Genomic DNA, 21,026 nt, shown 5'->3' with positions numbered 1-21,026 from the left:
GTCCGCGTCCTTCCGTAGGCGCGGTCGACCTCGGCCCGCAGCGCGTTGTACTCCGCGAAGGCGGCTGCGACGCCAGCGCGGCTCAGGCCGCAGGTGCCCTCTGGCCAGGGGTGATCCCCACAGGCAGGCATGTCCCTGGTAAGCCTGCTGTCGGAAGCTGTGCCCCATGCACTGAGTGGGCTTTCTTCTGCCGGCTGCGAGAATGCCGGCAGTAGCAAGCAGTCGGTCGGCGCCCTCAAAGAGCGTTTTGTCCCCGCGGGGTTGTTTGGTGGCCCTTCGGGGGACGAGTGGGTCTGCGACTGCTGAGGCGAGAGTGGTCAATGTGGGCTGTGCGACAGGAGACTCCATCCCTCTGCCCGTTTGAGTCGAGTCGCTCCTGTCTGATCCCAACGCGCCCCCGGTTGACGCTGTTTGCGCCCTGGGGGCGCGTCGTGCCCGACGGTACTACCGAAACATGACGCGACAGCGCCCGTATCCCAGCGACCTGTCCGATGCCCGCTGGGAGTTGATCGGTCCCACACTCACCGCCTGGCGGGCCGAGCGCAGAGGCAAGGGCCTGGACATCGGCCGCCCACCCGAGCACGACCTGCGCCGCATCATGGACGCCATCCTCTACGTCGACCGCACCGGGATTCCCTGGCGCTACCTCCCGCACGACTTCCCACCGTGGGAGACGGTCTACGGCTACTTCGCCGCCTGGCAGAAGGAGGGCGTCTTCGACCAGCTCAACGGCCTGCTGCGGCGACTGGTCCGCGAAGCCGAAGGCCGCAGCGCCGAACCGAGCGCCTGCGTGCTGGACGCCCAGAGCATCAAGACCTCCACCAACGTGCCCGCGGCCGGCCAAGGTATTGATGCAGGGAAGAAAATCGCAGGTCGCAAGCGCCACATCGGCGTCGACACCCTCGGCCTGCTGCTGGCCGTGTGGGTGACCGCGGCGAGCGTCTCCGACAACGCCGGCGGCATCCACCTGCTTTCCCGGATCGCCACCACGAGCCCTCGCGTGACCAAGGCGTGGGCCGACACCGGCTATCGCACCAAAGCCATCGACCACGGCGCCCGCCTCGGCATCGACATCGAAGTCGTCCAACGCGACCCCGGCGCCAAAGGGTTCAAGGTGATCCCCCGACGTTGGGTTGTCGAGCGCACCTTCGGCTGGCTCATGCACCACCGCCGTCTCGCACGCGACTACGAGACCCACCCCCACCGATCCGAAGCCATAATCCACGTCGCGATGATCGACCTCATAAGCCGACGACTCACCAGCGAATCCACCCCGAACTGGCGCGACACCTGAACCTCGAACCAAACAACCTCGCCGGGACAAAACGCTCTTTCAATGCGTCCTGTCGATCGCGCACCCTCGGATTCCGAGCGGGAACGACTGACAGCGAAGGGCATCCCGTTCGTCGTCTTCGACCCGATCGACGAGCTGCCTTTCGCCCGGCTGTCCGGCTACTCGTCCGCTCTCGCGCAAGCCGGACTGCCGGTGTAGCCCGGCCTGGTCGTGAAGACCCAGCTCACGCGTGAGCATGGGTACGCCGCCGGGCGGGAACTGCTGTCCCATCCCGATCGCCCCACCGCCGTGTTCACCGCCAACGACATGCAGGCGCTCGGTGGCTACCAGGCCGCGCGCGAGCTGGGCCTGCGCATCCCGCACGATCTCAGCGTGGAGGAGTGAGGCGGCGCCCAGGGACTCCGCTGCCCCGGCTGCCCGGGAGGTGGGCAACCAGGGCGAGGGGCCTGTCGGTCAGGATTCCTTGACAGCCGTACCGGTGACTGAGTCTCCGGACTTCGTGACCTTGTACTTCAGCTTGGCGCCGCTGTGGAAGTGGAAGGTCAGCGTCGCCGGTTCGCCGTCACGCAGGGACTTGAGGGTCTCGGTGGTCAGGATGATCGTGCCGTTCGGGTAGTCCGGCGAGAAGGCCTTGTTGAACTCCTGGTACGGAGTCCAGCTGGTCGGGCCGGCGTTGGTGCCGTCGGCGTATGTGGCCTCCATGGTCGCCAGGTCGTCTCCCTGGTACTTCGTGGGAATGGTGAACTTCTCGGCGGTGCCCGTGGCGTCCGACAGCACCGGGGTGTCGTAGGTGAGCACGTCGATCTGCCAGGGCAGCCCCGTGGAGAACCGGGCCTGGAGCGTCGCGTTGACCCCATAGTCGCGATCGCCGGTCAGCCGGGTCAGGGCCGGTGCTGTGAGGGTGAGCCGATTCTCGAAGACGGTGTAGTCCCGGCCCTCGGCCAGCTTGGTGTCGCCGTGCCACAGGCCCCGGAACTTGGTGCCGTTCAGGTTCAGGGTGAGCGACTGGGCCGTGATCCGGCTCGACTTCGCCACGAAGACCTTGTCGAAGGAGGCGGTTCCCGAGCGGGTGGTCCAACTCGACTTGATCCAGGCGAAGAGGGCGGGGTCGCGCCACTTCAGGGTCGCGCGGTTCAGGTAGGCGAAGCCGGGGTCCCACAGGGCGGTGGTGACACCGGTGACGCGGCCCAGGTGTCCGACGTGCTCGTAGTACTTCAGCGCCTCGCCCCGCTCGATGCGGGAGGGGTGGTTGTCGTCGGGGTACGCGAGCAGGCCGTACTCACCGAGGTAGACGGGGATGCCCCTGGCGACGAAGGTGTTGTGCATGCGGGCGAAGGCGTCGTCCGCGTCGTTGCGGGCGGCGTCGTCGTACCGGGTGCCGCCGGCGATGTTCACGCTGAACGGGTACCAGCTGTAGTAGTGCACGGTGGCGACCAGGTTGCTGTCGTGCAGCCCGCTGATCGTGGTGTACAGGTCGTCCATGAGGTCCTGGGAGGGGGTGCCGCCTTGGGTGGTCAGGACGAGCAGGCGGCTCTTGTTCCCACCGCCCGAAGCACGGACGATCTTGTGGAACGAGGCGTTCAGCTCGTTCATGAACTCGGTCTTCTGCGCAGCCGTGGCGTCCGTGAAGCCCGGTTCGTTGACGCTTTCGAAGAGCAGGCTGCGCGGCTCGTCCCGGAACGCCGTGGAGATCTGGGTCCACAGGGCGTCGTAGCGGGCGCGCACGTTGTCGTGGTCGGTGGAGATCTTCTCGATCCACTGCCATGAGTCGTGGTGGACGTTGAGCACGACATAGAGGTTCTCGGCGAGCGCCCAGTCCACCACTTGCTTGACCCGGCTCATGTACGCGGCGTCGACGGTGTAGGGCGCGGTGGTCGACTGGTGTGCGCTCCAGGTCACCGGGATGCGGACGCTGCGGAAGCCCTGCGCCCGGACGGTTTCGAACAGCTCCCTGGTGGCCTTGGGGTTGCCCCAGGACGTCTCGTCCGGAATCGCGTCCAGGGTGTTGCCCAGGTTCCAGCTGGGCTGCATCGCGGCGACGGCGTCCATGGCGCGGGCCGGAACTCTGACCGTGGAGGATCTCTGCGGTGCGGTGCCGCCCGGCGCGGCGAGCGCGGTGCTGCCGGACAGTCCCAGGATGACGAGCAGTGCCAGCAGCAGGCCGGCCAGGCGTCCGGGGCCGCGGCGGCGGGCGGGTTGCCGTATGTCCTTCACGTTCTTTCCTTTCGTTCGATGGTGCGTTCGGTCGTGCCTTTCGGTCGGTCGTAGGGTTGGGGTTCAGACGTCGAGGGGCTCGTAGTCGAACCAGTCGAAGTGGACGGCGCCTGCCGTGGCGTACATGCCGATGACCCGGCCGGTGAAGCCGCCGGCGACTTCGGTCGACAGGTAGCGGCCGTCGAGGGTCGCGAGCTCGGTGAACGTTCCGTCCGGGGCTTCGATCCCCAGAGAGACGACGTCGGGCCCGGTGCAGGGCCCGTGCGGTGACGGCGGATCAGTGACGGTTACGGCAAGGGTCACTGGCCCGGCGGGCACGGACTGGGCGGCTACGACTGTGCGCAGGGAGCCGACGCGCGCGATCACCCGCACCTCCGTGCCGCACGCCTCGATCGTGCAGTGGTGCCGCTCGTCCAGCCGTACGGCGAGGCCGCCGCGCCCCTCGCCCGCGTCGACCAGGGTGCGCGCCCGGCAGGAGAAGTGCTGCTGACGTCGGCCCGTGAACACCACGTCGGGCTCGTCCAGGGAGCCGCCGCGCGCGTGGAGCGTCAGCCAACCGGGGCGCTCCTTGGTGGTGCAGAGCTCGGCGGGGCGGTCCCGCACGGAGATCCAGGTCGGCCCGAGTTCACTGAGCTCGAAGTCGTCGCGCCGTTCCTCGACGGGGCCGGGGGTGAGCGGCCAGGGGAGCGCCGACAGGTCCAAGGCGACCTCGCCGACGACCGGCCAGTCGTCCTCCCAGGTCACGGGCGCGAGGAAAGTCTCCCGGCCGAGCACGTGCCAGCCGGGCGTGCCGCCGCGCGGCCGTACCCCGAGCAGGACCATCCACCACGAGCCGTCGGGGCCCTGGACCAGGTCCGCGTGGCCGGTGTTCTGCACGGGGTGGTCGGTGCCGCGGTGGGTGAGGATCGGGTTGGCCGGGCACGGCTCGAACGGGCCGCTGGGCGTACGGCTGCGGGCGATCGACACGCCGTGGCCGCGCTCGGTGCCGCCCTCGGCGATGAGCAGGTACCAGTAGTCGCCGATCCGGTACAGGTGCGGCGCCTCCGGAGCCTTCGCGCCGGGGCCGCCGGACCAGAGCCTGTGCGGTGTGCCGTGCGTCTGCCCGGTGGACGGGTCGAGACGGACCTGCGACACCCCGGCGACCGTGCACCAGCACGTGCCGTCCTCGTCCCAGGCCAGGTCGGGATCGATACCGGGCACGCCCGGTGCCCAGATGGGATCCGACCACGGTCCGGCGGGTTCGGTCGCCGTGACGATCAGGTTGCCGCCGCCCTCGCTGCAGTTGGTGACGATCAGCCAGAAGCGTCCGTCGTGATGGCGAAGTGTGGGGGCGTAGATGCCGCCCGAGGACGCCATGGAGGCCGGCAGACGCAACTGCTCCGGCCGGTCCAAGACGTTGCCGATCTGCCGCCAGTGCACCAGGTCACGGCTGTGGAAGAGGGGTACGCCGGGGAAGTACTCGAAGCTGGAGCAGGCGAGGTAGTAGTCGTCGCCGACCCGGCAGATGCTCGGGTCGGGGTGGAACCCGGGGAGCACGGGGTTGGTGGCGTGGGCGGGCGGGTTCTGAGCGGGCACCCTCGGTCGTCCTTTCGTCGGGTGGGTGGCAGGGTCGGCGCTCAGGGAGCGTCCGGTTCCGTGCGGGTGATGCGGAGCAGTGCCGCGGACGGCGCGGTGGGCAGGGTCACGGTGAGGTCGGCGGTGTCCGGGTTCCAGACGGCAACGGCCTGACGTGCGGCGGGGTACAGCACCTCGACACAGGCCGCGCCGCCCGCCCGTTCAGGCAGCCGGAGGGTGGTGGTGGCCTCGCCGCCCGGGCGGCGCCAGACGGTGAGGTAGGTGGTGGCGGGGGTGTGCAGGGCGAGGGCGATCCAGGGGTCGTCCCAGCCAGGCAGCCCGAGTGGCCAGGACGGCACGGCTCGGGGCAGGTCGGCGCGGACAGCCTTGTATACGGCGACCGCCTCGTGGACCAGGCCGCGGGCCTCGGGCCCCAGCTCCGGCAGGAGGCCGGAGAGGTGGATGCGGCCGAGGAGGGCGCTCGCCATGGTGAAGGCGACCTCGTCGAGTGAGTCCTCCGGCTGCGGATAGGCCCACACGGCACCCTGCTCGGGGGTGACGGCGGTGGGTGCGGAGGCCGCGATGGGCGCGTAGCGGTGCAGGTTCTGCTGGTCGCTGGTGGACTGCAGTTGCAGCCGCGACAACAAGGCGTGGTCCCAACGCATGCCGCCCGAGGCGCAGTTCTCCACCACCAGGTGCGGATGGCGGTCCAGGATGCCGTCGAGCCAGTCCAGGTGGGCACGGTTGTGGCCGAGCAGTCCGGCGCCCGGACTCTCGCCGGGGTGGGCGCTGGTGCCGGAACCGGGGTCGATGTTGTGGTCGAGCTTGAGGTAGCCGACGCCCCACTCGCCGACCAGGCGGTCCACGACCCGGTCCAGGTGGGCGCGGGCGGCCGGGTGGCGCAGGTCCAGGTGGTGCCGGCCGGACTCCGTGACGCGGACGCCGTCGCGGCGGAAGAACGCCTCGTCGGGTAGGGAGTCGGCCATGGGGCTGTGCACGCCGATCACCTCCGGCTCCAGCCACAGACCGGGCACCATGCCGCGCTCCCGGATGCGTTCCAGCACCTCGTGGATTCCCTTCTCCCCGGGGAAGCGTGAGGAGGCCGGTTCCCACGCGCCGACGGTGGTCCACCAGCCGTCACCGCCGTCGTCGTACCAGCCCGCGTCGATGACGAAGTACTCGGCGCCGGCGTCGGCCGCCGCGTCGATCAGTGGCAGCAGCTTTTCGGTGGTGGGGTCTCCCATCAGGCAGTTCATGTAGTCGTTGAAGATGACGGGCAGATCCTGGTGGTCGGGATGCGGGCGGCGCTGGGCCCGTCGGTAGCGGGTCAGCGCGGCGAACGCGGCGTCGGAGCCGCCGTCGGCACTGAAGGACAGGGCCACGGGTGCGGTGCGAAAGACGGCGCCGGGTTCCAGCGGCTGCCGCCAGCCGTGGTGGGAGTCGGTGGGCCCGAACAGTGCCAGGTAGGCCGTCTTGTCGCGCTCGGCGCACTCCCAGCGCCAGCCCCCGCCGTTGTGCTCGATCTGCCACACCCAGGTGCGGCCGGTGCGCCGGTCCGTGAGGCCGCCCATGGGCAAGCGTCCGCAGCTGGACCAGGTGCCCTGTCCGGTCAGGGCGAAGCCGGAACGGCCGTTCGCGTGCCGCACGCGTCCACCGTGGCCCGGTGTGGTCAGCCGCAACGGCCGGCGCTGCCAGCGGCATTCGGTGAGCCAGTCGTTCTCCGCCCACAACAGGTCGGCGGCGTCCATGTCCGCCGGGTCCGGCGTGGTGAGGCACCCCATGGCGAACGAGCTGACCGACTCCAGGTGGAGCGTGTCCTGCCCTTCGTTGCGCAGGGTCACCTCGCTGCGGAGCACGGGGATGCCGTCCGGCGACCGGTAGGTCACCTCTGCGACCAGACCGGTGTCCGGGTCGTGGAGTTGGACGGTCAGGGTGTGCCAGTCACCGTCGCGGGCCGCACGGTGGGTCCGGTGGCGCAACCGCCCGCCGAGGGCCGTCTGGACCAGGCGGCTGCCCGACCAGTCGCGCCCGTGACCCGTGGCCGTCACCTCCACCAAAGGCAGGGACCCACGGCTGCCGTTCCCCGCCTCTTCGGGCAGCCCGAGGTGCGTCAGGCGGGCGCTGCCGTCGTCGCCGAGGGTGAACTCGACGTGCAGGGCCTCGTGACCCCAGCGGAAGCTCCGCTGTTCCGTTTCCATGGTGGCCTTTTCCAGGTCAGTGGTCGCGCAGGACCGCGCAACCGCCGGGCGGCAGTTCGTGGGCCGCCCGGCCGGTGAGCAGGTCGTGGGCGGGATCCGGCAGGGGCACGGCGTCCTCGGTGTGGTTGATCAGGACGTGCCAGCGGCGGCCGTCGGCTGCGTGCCGGGTGACGGCTTCGACACCGGCCGGCAGGTCCGGCAGCTCCGGCTCGACGCCTGCTTCCTTCAGGAGCCGTCCGAGCAGGGCGGCGTAGTCGGCGTCGTCCAGGCAAGTGGAGAGATACCAGCCCTGTCCGGTGCCGAAGCGGTGGCGGGTGAGTGCCGGGCTGTCCGTGAGCATGCCGTGGGTGTAGGCGGCGAGCGTTTCGGCGCCCTCGGCGCGCAGAGACTCGCTCCAGACGGTGCCGTGCGAGCCGTCGGACAGGGTGATCCGCTCGTCCGTCCGCAGCGGACGGTGCTCCTCGACGCGGATGCCCAGGGCCTCGCGCAGCGGTGCGGCCGGGTAGCCGCCGAGCCGGGCGTGCACGCGGTCGTCGACGTAGCCGGTGGCGTGCTGGACGAGGAGCGTTCCCCCGCCCTCGACGTAACGGCGCAGGTTCTCCGCGCCTTTGTCGGACAGCAGGAACAGGGAGGGGGCGATGACGAGCTGGTAGCGGCTCAACTCGTGCTCGGGGTGGGCGAAGTCGACCGTGGCGCCCGCGTCCCACAGCGCGCGGTGCGCCCAGGCGAGCGGAGCGTGGTAGTCGAGGCGGGAGGAGGGCAGGCCGTCCGCCTCCAGTGCCCACATGGCGTCCGGGTCGTCGAGCACGGCCACCTGCGCGGTGACCGTCGATCCCGCCAGCTCGCCGAGCCGGGCGACTGCCTCGCCGGTCTGCGTGACCTCGCGGAAGATACGGCTTTCGGGGCCCGCGTGCGGGAGCATCGCCGAGTGCCAGGTCTCGGCGCCCGCCCGGGACTGCCGCCACTGGAAGAACAGGGCACCCTCCGAACCGCGCGCGATGTGGCCGAGGCTGTGGCGCAGTACGTCACCCGGCTCCTTGCCGATCACCTGATCGCCGTCGTAGACCGTGCTGGTGCCCTGCTCCATCAGTAGCCACGGGCGGCCGCCGGCCAGGGAGCGGGAGCGGTCGGCGTAGTAGGCCACATGTGCGGCGCCGTCGAGGCCGTTCGCGTGCGGGTACTGGTCGGAGGTGACGACGTCGAGTTCGCGGGCGAACGCCCAGACGTTCAGCCGCAGGTCGTAGGGCAGCATCAGGTTCGTCGTCACCGGACGGTCGCTGTGCTCGCGGATCGCGTCGCGCTGCTCGCAGTAGGCGGTGATGATCTCGTCGCCCCAGAAGCGGTGGAAGTCCACTGTCTGGCCGGGGTTCTTGTGGTACTGCGTCGCGCGCGGGGGCAGGATCTGCTCCCAGGAGGTGTAGCGCTGGCTCCAGAAGGCCGTGCCCCACGCCTCGTTGAGGGTGTCCAGCGAGCCGTGCCGGGCGCGCAGCCACACTCGGAACGCGGCCGCCGCATGGTCGCACCAGCAGAGCGTGCCGTACTCGTTGTGCACGTGCCACAGCGCGAGGGCGGGGTGGTGGCCGTACCGTTCGGCCAGGGCGGAGGCGATCCGGCGGGCCGCGCTGCGGTAGGCGGGGGAGGCCAGGCAGTAGGTGTCGCGGCTGCCGTGGACGAGACGGGTGCCGTCGGCCCTGACCGCCAGCGCCTCGGGGTGGGCGAGGGTGAACCAGGGCGGCGGGGAGGCCGTCGGGGTGGCGAGGTCGACGGCCACGCCGTTCGCGTGGAGGCGTTCGATGTGGGCGTCCAGCCAGGTGAAGTCGTAGCGTCCCTCCTCCGGTTCGAGCAGGGCCCAGGAGAAGACGCCCATAGTGGCCAGGTTGACCCTGGCCCGACGCATCAGTTCGTCGTCCTCCTTCCAGACCGGCTCGTCCCACTGCTCGGGGTTGTAGTCGCCGCCGAAGGCGAGGCCGCTCAGGCGGTCGGTGATACTGCGTGCCGTCATGAGGCTTCCTTGGGTACGGAGAGTCGAGTGATTCTCTGAGGAGACGTCAGGACCGGTTGGGACACGCCCAGTTCCTCTGCCGACCGTTCGTAGCGGTACCACCGGCGCGATGACTCATCACTCATGGCGGCGGCCCGTCCTCGGCAGTATCGAAGCGCTTCACCTCGCAGGCGAAGGTAACGGAGAAGTTTCGTGCGAAACAAGAGCCCCTGCGCCAGGAAACTTTCTTTCCTCTGGCTCTTTGTGGCTTCTCAGGGGGGATGGCGCTGTCGATGCGCTTCGATACTCGGCCTTCATAGCCACGAGTCGGCTTCACGTCCGACATCTGCTCCTCGGCCTTGAGCGAGTGCAGGTCGCGATGACGTAGGCGCCGGGGTCGCCGGCGATGGCGCTGGCGCCGTTTGCGTCGGAGTACTGCTCGGCGACGCCGAGGCGGTCGGCCAGTCGCTGATCCAGAGCGGTGCGGGCGCGCCGCGCCGCGACCACGGCGTCCTGGCTGCGAGAGGTCAGTCGGACGCGGGGGATCCGGGCGTCGGCAGCATCGGGCACGTGCTCGCAGTAACCGAGGCGTTCGAGTTCGGCCACGGCCTCGGAGGCTCCGTGCTGGTTCATGGCCAAGTGCGCGGCCGGCTCGCCAACCGTGGGCTCATCGTCGATCAGGTGCCGGAAGACGTGGCCGTGCGAGAAACGCAGGTCGCCGAAGCCCTGCTGGGGCAACTGCTCCTGAACCAGCAGGGCGGCGGCATGGCCGACGAAGAGGGCGAGTGTCCCGGTGTCCAGTTGGCGCGGGCCCGCTGAGAGCGGCATGGGCCGAACTCGGCCCGGCAGGTGCGCTCGTCCTGCTTTCCGTTCTCGCCGTATCCGGTACTGCCACGGGTCGGAGCGGTTCCTGACGAACAGCCGACTGAATCGGCAGTCGCCGCCCCGACGTCCGGTGAGAGGAGATGCGCGCCCGGGCGGCGCGATCAGTGCCGGGCGAACTGGACCCGGGTCGGTTGGACGACGTTCGGCCGCAGGGCGATCCCGCTGACGGTCAGCCGTTCCCCGTAGATGTCCGTGATTCTGATCGTGCTGCCGCACCCACTGCCGTCGGCGGATATGAAGTAGTTGTAGGAGGTGCGGGGCAACTGCCGCCAGCCGCTCCCGGTGTGGACCTCCAGCCTCGCCACCGGATTGCGATGGCCGATCGCCTGGATGCCGCACCAGTAGGGGTTGGACCCGGTCTTGTACCTGATGGACACCGTCTGGGACGTGCTCGGGCTGACCAGGCTCCAGGTGATCGGTATCCGGCCGACCTTGAGGTCGGCGAGTTTGGCGAAGGCCTGTTGGCTGAGGTCGAGTTGCCCGGGTGCGCAGGGCAGGGGGCACTCGTTGGTGATCCGTACCGTGATGGAGGCGCCGTTCGCCGCGCGGACGCGGACGTACGCGCCGCACGCCCTGGACGTCTCGTAGTCGGTGGTGTTCATCGCCGCGATCATCATGTCGTCGCTCGGGCCGAAGCCACAGGCGCCGTCTCCGTCGCCGGCTTCGTAGGCGGTGGCGACCCCTGGGTAGGTGGTCCCGGGCCGTATCCGCCCTGCCGACGATGCCGTGGTCGACCTCGTTCGCGCGGCCCGCGGGGTGGACGCGGCCGACGGTCGTTTCGACCGGGTGTTTGCGGAAGCCTTCGGCGTCGGCGAGCCCGTCGCGGTCGGGGTGCCCGTGGGACTCGGGGTGCCTGTCGGGGGCGTGGCCCTCGCCGGGGTGCCGGCGGCGGGTGCGACCGCGACCGACGCCCCATCGGTCCCGCGGTCGGGGAGCAACGCCATGACCAGGGCGGCGACGACCCCCGCGGCGGCCAGCGCCACCGTGGTGCCCACCATCAGCCTGTGTCTGCGCCTGCGCTGCCGCGCGGCCTGCCTTGCTGTCTTCATGCCTGTCCGTTCGGATGGTCGAGTCGACGATGCACTGTTCAGTGGCCACAGGAAGCGCAAAGGTTGCCGACGTTTTTTCGTCTTGTCGACGAGGAGCGGTCGCCGTGCCCCGCCCGGCGCAGGATGCCGCGCTCACTTCCCGGGGGAGAGGCGCTGTGGGATGTGCGCCGGAGCGCGTACGGCGGGCCGGAGATCCGCCGCGATGCTGGCCGGCGGTCTCGTCGACCGCCGGGACGTCAGCGCGTTTCCGGCCCTCCGGTGCGCGGGCCCCGGCGGCGGGCTGTCACTGCGGCCCCAGCTGACACGTGATCACGGCCTGGTGCTCAGAACCATGGGTACGGTGCTGGGCCGACCGTAGAGCGGCGACGGTCAGAGGGCGACCAGTCGCCACTGCTGGTTGGTTCCGTCACCGACAGGCCACTGGATCACCTTCGCGCCGCTGTCCGCCGATCCGCCCTCCACATCCGCGCACAAGCCGTTGCGGACGTTGACGAGCCGGACGTATCCGCCGCCTGCGTCGACGACTCTCCAGTGCTGGTTGTCGCTGTTGCCGTCCGGCCACTGGATGAGCTGGGCACCCTGTCCGGAGCCCCCGGGGCTGTCGACGACCTTGCCGCTGTGGCGGGAGACGAGGCGGAAGGAACCGTCGGCGTCGGGCTGGAGCCGCCACTGCTGGTTCTCGCTGCCGGACCAGCCCCACTGGATGAGGGTGGCGCCGTCGGCGGTACTGCCGCTGGTGACGTCGAGCACCTTGCCGCTGCGTCGGTTTTCGAGCCGGAAGAAGCCGCTGAGCAGGGAGACGGTGATGTCGGTGCGCTGCCCGGCGGTCAGTGAGATCTTCCTGGCGTGGGTGCCGAGGGAGGAGAGCGCGACGGGCGCGGTCGTGGCCAAGGAGGTCATGCCGCGGCGGCTGATCAGCGTGACGTCCTGGTTGACGGCGGAGGTGACGGACAGGGTGGCTGTGCGGGCGTCAAGGTCCCAGGCGAAGCTGTGGATCCGGATCCGGCCTCGGGTCCGGACCCCGGTGATCGTGCCCTTCGGCAGTTGGTCGGGCAGCGCGGGGAGGATCTCCAGCACTCCGGGCCGGCTGTAGATCAGGGCCTCGGCCAGCACGCCGGGGATGGCGTTCGCGGCGTCGGCGTTGTAGATGTCGAGGTTCGGGTTGTGGGAGGTCATCAGCGACTTGAAGATCATGTTGTTGCCGAGGATCTTCCTCAGGTTGCCGTAGACCTGTCCGCCGTCCTTCAGCCGGGCCCAAGCCAGTGCCCGGTGCAGGCTGCCGTGTGCGGAGACGTTCTGGTCGCCGCGCAGCTCAAGGGCCCGCTGTGCCGGGCGGACCAGGGAAGGTTCGTTCTCGGGGTTGATCTCATGCAGCGGCCAGGCACCGTACAGGTGCTGGACATGCCGGTGGTTGTAGTTGTCGGTGAGGCTCGGCCAGGACCATTCGGCCAGTGCGTTGTCGCTGTTGACGCGGTAGTCCGGGAACTTCTTCAGCAGCGCCGTCCAGCGGGCGACGCCCTGGCCGCCGCCTTGTTCGACGCCGAGGGTGTTGGCCGCGTCGACGGCGGCCTGGAGGGCATGCTTGCCGGCCATGATGTCGCCGGTGGCGTTGATCGAGAGGTACACGCCGGTGTTGCGGGGGGCGTTCTCCATGGAGAAGGACGGTACGAAGACCGCCTTGCCGGCCGCGTTGGTGCGGGTGAGGAAGTCCTCGTAGAACAGGGCCAGTTCCATCAGCGCGGGGCCGAGTTTGTCGCGCAGGAACGCATGGTCGCCGGTGACCTCGTAGTACTCCAGGAGCGGGTGGAGCAGCCAGTCCGCGCCGCCGGTCCAGCAGTGGCCGGGGAAGTTGCCGTTGTTGAAGTGGAGCATGTGGCCGTACTCGCCGTCGGTGCGGGAAGGGGCGAGGAAGCCGCGGGCTCCGTAGAGGTTCTTCGCGTTGGTGCGCCAGTCGTTCAGCTGGCCCAGGATCAGGTCGAAGTAGCCCTGCATGGCCTCGGTCAGGTCGAGGATGTTGCCGCCCGCGACCTGGAGGTTGACGTTGGCGTCGGTGGTGAAGTCGTCGGCCCAGGCGGCGCCCCAGGATCCGGCCCAGATGCCGGTGAGGCGGGGTGGCAGGATGCCGCTGGAGCTGAGGAAGAGGTAGCGGCCGGAGTCGTAGAGCCGTTCCAGCAGCGCCGTGTCGATGACTGTGCGGTCGGCGTTCTGGCGGGTGATCAGTTCACTGACGGAGAGCTGGCGGTCGGCAGCCGGCACGTTCAGGTCAAGGTGGGAACGGTCGTAGAGAGTGGTGTGCAGGGCGGTGTGCCGCGCAAGCAGCGCGGCGTAGTCGGTGCCGAGCGCGGCCAGTTGCGTGTGCAGCGGCTCGGAGTCCCAGCCCGTGGACGACTCGTAGCGGCCCAGCTTCGTCAGCAGCAGCACCTTGGCCGCCTTGGCCACCACGATCGTGGCGCCGTTGACGGTGACTGTGGAGCCGGTACCCGAGGTGACGACGCGGGTGACGCCCTCGTAGCCGAAGGCGCCCTGCCCCGAGGGGTAGGTGCCGCGCAGATTCAGGTAGCCGGAGCCGCCTGTGACGGTGGCACGCGTGGTGAAGCTCAGGCTGCCGGGCAGCCCGGTGAGTGCGGTGTAGGCGCTCAGCGTCGTGTCGACGGTACGGCCGGGAGCGGGTGTCAGCTCATGGACGATCACTTTGTCGGCCCGGGAGGCGAACGCCCGCCGGGTCCAGGTGCCGGACTGGTCCGTCCAGCTCGAACTCGCCTCGCCGGTACGGAAGTCGGTGACCCGTCCGTAGTTGTTGACCGTGGTCATGCCGGGCGTGTCGATGTGCAGTTCGTAGGCGGGGTGGTAGGCCTGTGTCCAACGCAGCGACCAGCCTGCGGCGAAGTCCCGGTTGGCCCCCGCGTAGTCACCCGCGAGTGCTTTGTCGCGTGCGCCTTCCAGACGGCCGGAGATCACCGGCGGGGTCACGTCACGGGTGCCGTTCGGCAGCACCAGCCGGTGATGGTTGAAAACCACCTTCTCCAGGGCGGGAGCGCCGTACAGCACGGCCCCGTATTCGCCGTTGCCGGTGAGGAAGCCGTCGGTCCAGGAGGAGGCCGGGGACGTGTCGTGGATGCCGCGCTCGGGGAGTGTGATCTGCGGGGGGACGGCCGCCACCGCCCTGCCCGAGAGCGGGCCGCCGGGCAGGGCCGCGGCTCCCGCGGTCAGTGCGGCTGCGGTGAGGAACCGTCTGCGGTCGATAGGGCTGGCCGTCAAGGGAACTCCTTTGTCCGGTCGGCGGTGTGTGGTGCCGGGGGAGTGGAGCGGTGACCCGCCGTCGTGGTGACCCACCGCCGCCCAGTCGACTTGGAACGGAATCCGGGCGGCGGGGTCCGGGGAAAAGGGATCAGACGGCCGTGAAGGACCACAGGAGGTTGGTGCTGCTGCCGTACGTCCACTGCTTGGTGACGGAGCCCGAGTCGACGTTGCCGCCGCCGTCGAGGACCAGGCCGGTGGTGCGGTTGGCGATCGAGTAGCGGTCGCCGCCCCGGTGGGTGATCTTCCACTGCTGGTTGGTGCCGCCGTTCCACGGGGCCTGTCGGGCCGGAGAGCCGTCGGAGGTGGCGCCCCAGCCGTCGGCGACCATGCCGTTCGTCCGGTTGACCAGCCGGTAGTAGCCGCTTCCGACCGCCTCGGCCTGCCACTGCAGGTTGGAGCTGCCGTTCCAGGTCCACTGCTTGAGGTTGGACCCGGAGGCCACGCCGCCGCCACTGTCGAGGGCGAGTCCGTTGGTGGCGTTGGTGAGCCGGAAGTAGGTGGCCGGGTTGAACTGGACCCTCAGTGAGGCGATCTGGTCGTTGTTGCCGGTGACCCGTAGGTCGGGGTTTTCGTCGGTGAAGGTCCAGGAGGTGCCGGTGAAGTTGTCTCCGGAGTAGCCGATCACCTGGTAGCCGGGCGCCGGCCGGAGGGAGGAGATGCGGCCCGCGCCCAGCCCGGACGAGGTGAGGTCGGCCGTGGTGTAGTCGCCGACGGTGAGTACGGCCGAGTTGCCGCTGTAGTTGACGTCCGTGGAGGCGAGGGCGCCGGCGAGCGGCCGCAGGCCCGGAATCGTGCCGGAGAAGGCGAGCTTCAGGACGTAGGCGTTGGCGTTGTACGGGGCCGAGGACGGCAGGGTGACCGTCAGGCCGGACGAGTTCTGGGCCGGTGTGGCCAGGTCGATGTAGGTGCCGGCGGTGGTGCCGAGGAGCTTCACCGAGGTCAGCGACGAGAGGTTGATCCGGTCCGAGCTGAGGGTCTTGATCGTCAGTGAACTGCCGGGCCAGCCCAGGACTGTGGCGTACAGGACGTTGTCGGCCTTGTTGCGGGTGAAGCGGATGTCCTGCGGCGTGCCGGCATGCGGGGTGGTGAACGCACCGCCGCCCATCTTCGTCGGGCCCTCGCCGTACGCCGTCCAGGCGCGGGTCGAATACACCGACTCACCGAAGCGCTTCAGGTGGTCCCCGATACCGAGCAAAATGTCCTTCTGCGCCTGGGGGATGGTGCCGTCGGCCATCGGCGCGATGTTCAGCAGCATGTTGCCGTTCTTGCTGACCCGGTCGATGAACGAGTGCAGCATCTGCTGGATGGTGTAGTAGCCGATGCCCTGGGTGTAGCACCAGCTGCTGCTGGAGATGCTGTCGTCGGTCAGCCAGTACGGGGAGGTCAGATCCCCCGGACCGCCGCGCTCGTAGTCGAAGACCTCGCCCTTGCCGTTCATGCCGTCCTTGTAGGTGGCGACGACCTCACGGCCCCAGCTGTTGGCCTGGTTGTAGTAGTACGCCAGGAAGTTCAGGCGCTGTGTCTCGTCGACGGCGTCCATCCTGAAGTCCTGCCACAGGATGTCGGGTTGGGTACGGTCGATGACCTCCTTGAGCTTGTCGAACCAGAGCTGGTTCTCCGCGGCAAAGCCCAACTGCCCGTAGAGCTTCTTCAGGCTGGGGTCCGTCTGGGCAGGGACGAACTCGTAGAAGCCGTTGAAGTTGTACGCGTGATGCATGGCCACCAGCAGCTTGAGACCCTTGGCACGGATGGCCGTGGAGAAGAGCCGCAGGAGATCCAGCCCCGGGCCCTTGTTCACCGAGTTCCACTCGTTGACCTGGCTGTCCCACATCGAGAAGCCGTCATGGTGCTCGGCGACCGGGCCGGCGAACCTGGCACCGGTGTCGACGAACAACTGCACCCACTCGTCGGGGTCGAACTTCCCGCCCGCCGACTTCAGCTTCGGCGCGAACTTCACGAAGTTGCCCGCCAGGTCCTGCGCCCCGTTGATGAAGTTGTGGTACGGCCATGCCGACGGCTGGCCGTAGGTCGCGATGTGGTGCTGGTTGGCGTTGCTGCCCGCCTGGTACATGTTGCGCGGGTACCACTCGTTGTCGTAGGCGGGGACGCTGAAGACACCCCAGTGGAAGTAGATCCCGAACTTCGCGTCCTGGAACCACTCCGGGGCCGGCGGATGCTGGTCGACCGAGTTCCAGTCGGGCGTGTACGTGCTGGGCGCCGCCTGGGCGATGCCGGCACCGAACACACCTCCGGCAACGGCCGCCGCGGCGACGCAGGCGGCTCCGGCGAGGAAGTGGCGTCTGTTGATCGAACTCGACATGGAGACATCCCTGGTGCAGAAGGGGACAGGGGGATGGAGGGCGCCGCTTGTTACGCATGAAGGTCCGCCATGTCTCCCTGGGATGTCAACCGGCGTGCAGGGATGAAAAGCACTGCACGGCCAGGGAGTTGGCTCTATTTGAGGCTTGTCTGATGCGATTTGCGACTGCCCAAACATCGCATGTCTGTCAGGGCTTCATGGCCGATTCGGATCATCCAAACGCAAGGATTGATGGGATGGATCTTGCCTCCTTGTGTCATCCCGTATCAATCCCGGGTGGGTTGTGAGCTGGAATCTTGGTGCTCATTCGATCGCGGGGTAGACAGGGCGCCGGAGGCGCGCCTATAAACATCCCATCTCTACCGCACGGCGATACGCAGATGTCGTCGAGGCGAAACATCTCCCGCTACGGGACCGGCGCGAGGAAGCATCGATGAGAGTCAGAACCGCCCTCTGTTCAGCCGTCTCCGCCCTGTCCGCACTGGCGTTGCTCAGCGCCTGCGGCAGCGGCTCCACCAGCGGTGCGTCGTCGAGCGACACGCCGCTGGTCGGCGTCGACTACCCGCGCTCCGACACCGACTTCTGGAACTCCTACATCAAGTACACGCCCCAGTACGGCAAGGAGCTGGGCCTGGACCTGAAGACGACCAACTCGCAGAACGACGTCGCCAAACTCACCGCCAACGCACAGACGTTCATCAGCCAGGGCGTCGAGGGCATCGCCATGGCCCCGCAGGACACCGCCGCCATCGCGCCCACCCTCGCGCAACTGGAGGCGAAGAAGATCCCCGTCGTCACCGTCGACACCCGCCCCGACAGTGGCAAGGTGTTCATGGTCGTGCGCGCCGACAACCGTGCCTACGGCGAGAAGGCCTGCCAGTACCTGGGCACGAAGCTCGGCGGCAAGGGCAAGGTCGTCATGCTGGAGGGCGGTCTGGACTCCATCAACGGGCGTGACCGCACCGAGGCGTTCAACGACTGCATGAAGAAGAACTACCCGGACATCAAGGTGTTCGGCGAGGCCACCAACTGGGACGGCGCCGTCGCCGCCCAGAAGCTGCAGACCGATCTGACGGCCCACCCGGACATCAAGGGCGTCTACATGGAGGCCAGTTTCGCGCTGTCCGGAACGCTCCAAGTTCTCAAGCAGAAGGGGCTGTTGGTGGGCCCGAAGGACAAGAAGCACGTGTTCGTCGTGTCCAACGACGGCATCCCCGAGGAGCTCAAGTCCATCGCCGCGGGCAAGATCGACGCCACGGTCTCGCAGCCGGCCGACCTCTACGCCAAGTACGCCCTGTACTACGTCAAGGCCGCGATCGACGGGAAGACGTTCAAACCCGGCAAGACCGACCACGACAGCACCATCATCCAGGTCCGCGACGGCGTGCTCGAGGACCAGCTCTCCGCCCCGCTCGTCACCGCCGACGGCGGCACCTACGGCGGCGTGCCCAGCGTCAAGAGCGACGACAAGTCGCTGTGGGGCAACAACCTCGGCTGATTCGTCTTCCGGAACAACGGCCCACGAGAACAAGGCGGTTGAGATGAGCGACGGGGAGCGAGCAGTCACCCCCGCGCCCGCCCCGGCGGACGACGGGCGGGCGCCCTCGGACCCGCCCGTCGTCGAGGCGACGGGCATAGTCAAACGATTCGGCCCCACGGTGGCCCTGAACGGCGCCCGGATCACCATCCGGCCCGGCGAGACCCACGCGCTGGTCGGCCGCAACGGAGCCGGCAAGTCGACCCTGGTGTCGGTCCTCACCGGCCTTCAGGCCCCCGACGAGGGAACGGTGTCCTTCGGCGGCGAGCCGGCCCCGCGGCTCAGCGACCGTGACGCCTGGCGCCGGCGCGTGGCCTGCGTCTACCAGAAGTCGACGATCATCCCCACACTGACCGTCGCCGAGAACCTCTTCCTGAACCGGCACGACCACGGACGCAACCGGCTCATCAGCTGGCAGGCCACCCGTCGCCGCGCACAGGACCTGCTGTCGGCCTGGTCGGTGGACGTCGACCCGCAGACCCCGGCCGGTGATCTGAGCGTCGAGCAGCGGCAGTTCGTCGAGATCGCCCGCGCGCTGTCCTTCGGGGCCCGGTTCATCATTCTCGACGAACCGACCGCCCAACTCGACGGGGCGGCCATCAACCGCCTGTTCGGCCGCATCCGCGACCTGCAACGCCAGGGCGTGACCTTCCTGTTCATCAGCCACCATCTCCAAGAGATCTACGAGATCTGCGACATGGTGACGGTGTTCCGCGACGCCCGGCACATCGTGACCGCGCCGGTCGCGGACCTTCCCCGTGCCGACCTCGTCGCAGCCATGACCGGCGAGGCGGCGGCCGACCGGCGCGAGGAACGCACGAGCGTCCTCGACCCCGGTGCCACGGCCGCACTGAGCGTTCGCGCTCTGCGGGGCGACGCGTACGACGACGTCAGCTTCCAGATCGGGGCCGGCGAGATCGTCGGCCTCGCGGGGGCCGCCGGCAGCGGTCGTACCGAGGTCGCCGAGACCGTCGTAGGACTTCGGGCGGCAGCGGCGGGCGAGGTGGAGATCGCCGGGAGGCGGCCCCGGCCGGGCAGCGTGCCCGCGGCGCTCGCCGCGGGCACAGGGTTCGTCCCCCAGGACCGGCACCACCAGGGCTTCGTTCCCGACATGTCGATCGCGGACAACGCCACCCTGTCCGTTTCCCGCAGGCTCGGCCCCAACGGGTTCCTCAGCCGCAGCCGCCGGGACCGGCTCGCCGAGGGCCTGATCGGGAACCTCGCGATCAAGACTCCCGGTCCCGAACTGCCCGTCTCCGCTCTGTCCGGAGGCAACCAGCAGAAGGTCGTCATGGCCCGCGCCCTCGCCGACGACCCCCGGCTGCTGGTCCTGATCAACCCGACCGCGGGCGTGGACGTGCGCTCCAAGGAGTTCCTCCTCGGAAAGGTCGAGGAGACCGCGGCCACCGGCACCGGAGTGCTCATCGCCTCCGACGAACTCGACGACCTGCGCATGTGCGACCGGGTCCTGGTGATGTTCCAGGGCCGTGTGACCTCAGCGATCGCCCGCGGCTGGCACGACCACGACCTCGTGGCCGCGATGGAAGGAGTGGACCTCGATGCCTGAAACCGTCCTCGCGGACACCGCCGCCGCCAAGGGCACGGAGCCGGCGCCCAGGCGGACCGTGCTGCTCGGCGGCCGGATACCCCTGGCCCGGCTGCGCGACCTCGCGCTCGTCCCGGCCATCGTGGTCATCGCGATCGTCGGACAGATCGTCAACCCGGTCTTCCTGCAGGCCGACAACCTCATCAACGTCCTGCAGACCATGTCCGAGATGGCCCTGCTGGTCCTCGCCCAGACGATGATCCTGATCGTCAGGAAGATGGACCTGTCGCTCGAGTCCACCATGGGCCTCGCGCCCGGCGTCGCGGCCTGGCTGGTCGTGCCGGTCGGTGCGGGCCACGGACTCGGACTGCTCCCCGGCGCGTGGTCCATTCCCGTCACCCTGGCCGTGGGCGCGCTCGTCGGCGTGATCAACGCCCTGCTGATCATCCGCTTCGGCCTCAACGGCTTCATCGTCACCCTCGGCATGCTGATCGTCCTGCGCGGCGTCCTCACCGGCATCTCCGGCGGCCAGACCTTCTTCCAGCTGCCGGAGTCGATGCTCTACCTCGGCACCGCCGAATGGTTCGGGATGCCCGCGTCCATCTGGATCTGCCTGGTGCTGTTCGCCGTCGCGATCGTGGTGCTCGGCTGGACCAGCTTCGGCCGCTCGCTGTACGCCATCGGCGGCAACGTCGACGCGGCGAAGGCAGCCGGCATCCGCACCGACCGGGTGCTGTGGATCGTCATCGTCACCGGCAGCGTGCTCGCCGCCCTCGCCGGACTGATGCTCTCCGGACGCCTGGCCTCCGTCGCCTCGGCGCAGGGCAACGGCTACATCTTCACCGTCTTCGCCGCCGCCGTCATCGGCGGGATCAGCCTGAACGGCGGCAAGGGCACCATGTTCGGGGCGTTCAGCGGCATCCTGCTGCTCTTCATGATCCAGAACGTGCTCACACTCGCCGGCGTCCCTGCCCAGTGGATCGGCGCCCTCAACGGCCTGATCATCCTGGTCGCACTGACCATCTCGCGCATCACGGGCGGCAAGGTCCAGGAGTGAACCCGGCGGCCGTCCCGGCCGCCCGACACCCTCCGCCGCCCCGTCTCTCGTCGCAAGGGGCCGTATCACCCCTGCACCTCACAGGAGTTGC

General features: G+C 69.1%; 12 protein-coding genes and 1 pseudogene. 5 read left to right on the top strand and 8 right to left on the bottom strand.

All coding sequences use genetic code 11. From position 1 onward, the window contains the following. Positions 1-454: 454 nt before the first annotated feature. Positions 455-1,294: an IS5 family transposase gene (locus tag ACFY3C_RS00910; protein WP_390769188.1), complete on the top strand. Its 840-nt coding sequence runs from the start codon at positions 455-457 to the stop codon at positions 1,292-1,294. 43 nt (positions 1,295-1,337) lie between these two features. Beyond that, a pseudogene (locus ACFY3C_RS00905) lies at positions 1,338-1,669 on the top strand (substrate-binding domain-containing protein); the annotation flags it as partial. A gap of 78 nt (positions 1,670-1,747) precedes the next feature. Here ACFY3C_RS00905 and ACFY3C_RS00900 read toward each other — a convergent pair. The 8 genes from ACFY3C_RS00900 to ACFY3C_RS00865 form a co-directional block, all read right to left on the bottom strand. After that, the gene (locus ACFY3C_RS00900) at positions 1,748-3,508 is read right to left on the bottom strand and encodes a cellulase family glycosylhydrolase (protein ID WP_390769187.1); all 1,761 of its coding nucleotides are present in this window, start codon (positions 3,506-3,508) and stop codon (positions 1,748-1,750) included. Between the two features lie 63 nt (positions 3,509-3,571). Continuing rightward, positions 3,572-5,083, bottom strand: coding sequence for a glycoside hydrolase family 43 protein (locus tag ACFY3C_RS00895; RefSeq protein WP_390769186.1), 1,512 nt, complete (start codon positions 5,081-5,083; stop codon positions 3,572-3,574). Between the two features lie 41 nt (positions 5,084-5,124). Beyond that, positions 5,125-7,260 (bottom strand): alpha-galactosidase, encoded by a 2,136-nt coding sequence (locus ACFY3C_RS00890; protein WP_390769185.1) that lies wholly within the window; start codon positions 7,258-7,260, stop codon positions 5,125-5,127. 16 nt (positions 7,261-7,276) lie between these two features. Continuing rightward, a complete protein-coding gene (locus ACFY3C_RS00885) occupies positions 7,277-9,262 on the bottom strand; it encodes a beta-galactosidase (RefSeq protein ID WP_390769184.1) in 1,986 nt (661 codons plus the stop codon). Between the two features lie 312 nt (positions 9,263-9,574). Continuing rightward, positions 9,575-10,069: a MarR family winged helix-turn-helix transcriptional regulator gene (locus tag ACFY3C_RS00880; protein ID WP_390769183.1), complete on the bottom strand. Its 495-nt coding sequence runs from the start codon at positions 10,067-10,069 to the stop codon at positions 9,575-9,577. Between the two features lie 158 nt (positions 10,070-10,227). Continuing rightward, a complete protein-coding gene (locus tag ACFY3C_RS00875) occupies positions 10,228-11,175 on the bottom strand; it encodes an expansin EXLX1 family cellulose-binding protein (protein WP_390769182.1) in 948 nt (315 codons plus the stop codon). Between the two features lie 369 nt (positions 11,176-11,544). Further along, the gene (locus tag ACFY3C_RS00870; protein ID WP_390769181.1) at positions 11,545-14,433 is read right to left on the bottom strand and encodes an RICIN domain-containing protein; all 2,889 of its coding nucleotides are present in this window, start codon (positions 14,431-14,433) and stop codon (positions 11,545-11,547) included. Between the two features lie 130 nt (positions 14,434-14,563). Beyond that, positions 14,564-16,795 carry an alpha-L-fucosidase gene (locus ACFY3C_RS00865; protein WP_390769180.1) on the bottom strand — a complete coding sequence of 744 codons (2,232 nt, stop codon included), beginning with the start codon at positions 16,793-16,795 and terminating at the stop codon, positions 14,564-14,566. 433 nt (positions 16,796-17,228) lie between these two features. On the opposite strand from ACFY3C_RS00865, the gene ACFY3C_RS00860 reads away from it, so the two are divergent. From ACFY3C_RS00860 to ACFY3C_RS00850, 3 genes are read left to right on the top strand one after another with little or no spacing between them, the layout of a single operon-like run. Next, complete coding sequence (locus ACFY3C_RS00860) at positions 17,229-18,293, top strand: sugar ABC transporter substrate-binding protein (protein ID WP_390769179.1); 1,065 nt, start codon at positions 17,229-17,231, stop codon at positions 18,291-18,293. Positions 18,294-18,336: 43 nt separating this feature from the next. Next, a complete protein-coding gene (locus ACFY3C_RS00855; RefSeq protein WP_390769178.1) occupies positions 18,337-19,899 on the top strand; it encodes a sugar ABC transporter ATP-binding protein in 1,563 nt (520 codons plus the stop codon). Continuing rightward, positions 19,892-20,935: an ABC transporter permease gene (locus ACFY3C_RS00850; RefSeq protein WP_386577946.1), complete on the top strand. Its 1,044-nt coding sequence runs from the start codon at positions 19,892-19,894 to the stop codon at positions 20,933-20,935. The genes ACFY3C_RS00855 and ACFY3C_RS00850 overlap by 8 nt, the downstream gene beginning before the upstream one ends. Positions 20,936-21,026 lie beyond the last annotated feature (91 nt).

It is taken from the genome of Streptomyces sp. NPDC001410, from assembly GCF_042895235.1.
In the GTDB taxonomy this organism is placed as follows: Bacteria; Actinomycetota; Actinomycetes; order Streptomycetales; family Streptomycetaceae; genus Streptomyces.
The sequence above is the reverse complement of the archived record's forward strand: the minus strand, read 5'-3'. Positions and strand labels throughout refer to the sequence as shown.

What these genes read in the sequence shown, in the direction of transcription:
- ACFY3C_RS00910 (WP_390769188.1), top strand. Translation starts at nt 455, where the DNA reads ATGACGCGACAGCGCCCGTATCCCAGCGACCTGTCCGATGCCCGCTGG.
- ACFY3C_RS00890 (WP_390769185.1), bottom strand. Translation starts at nt 7,260, where the DNA reads ATGGAAACGGAACAGCGGAGCTTCCGCTGGGGTCACGAGGCCCTGCAC.
- ACFY3C_RS00885 (WP_390769184.1), bottom strand. Translation starts at nt 9,262, where the DNA reads ATGACGGCACGCAGTATCACCGACCGCCTGAGCGGCCTCGCCTTCGGC.
- ACFY3C_RS00880 (WP_390769183.1), bottom strand. Translation starts at nt 10,069, where the DNA reads ATGCCGCTCTCAGCGGGCCCGCGCCAACTGGACACCGGGACACTCGCC.
- ACFY3C_RS00875 (WP_390769182.1), bottom strand. Translation starts at nt 11,175, where the DNA reads ATGAAGACAGCAAGGCAGGCCGCGCGGCAGCGCAGGCGCAGACACAGG.
- ACFY3C_RS00865 (WP_390769180.1), bottom strand. Translation starts at nt 16,795, where the DNA reads ATGTCGAGTTCGATCAACAGACGCCACTTCCTCGCCGGAGCCGCCTGC.
- ACFY3C_RS00860 (WP_390769179.1), top strand. Translation starts at nt 17,229, where the DNA reads ATGAGAGTCAGAACCGCCCTCTGTTCAGCCGTCTCCGCCCTGTCCGCA.
- ACFY3C_RS00855 (WP_390769178.1), top strand. Translation starts at nt 18,337, where the DNA reads ATGAGCGACGGGGAGCGAGCAGTCACCCCCGCGCCCGCCCCGGCGGAC.
- ACFY3C_RS00850 (WP_386577946.1), top strand. Translation starts at nt 19,892, where the DNA reads ATGCCTGAAACCGTCCTCGCGGACACCGCCGCCGCCAAGGGCACGGAG.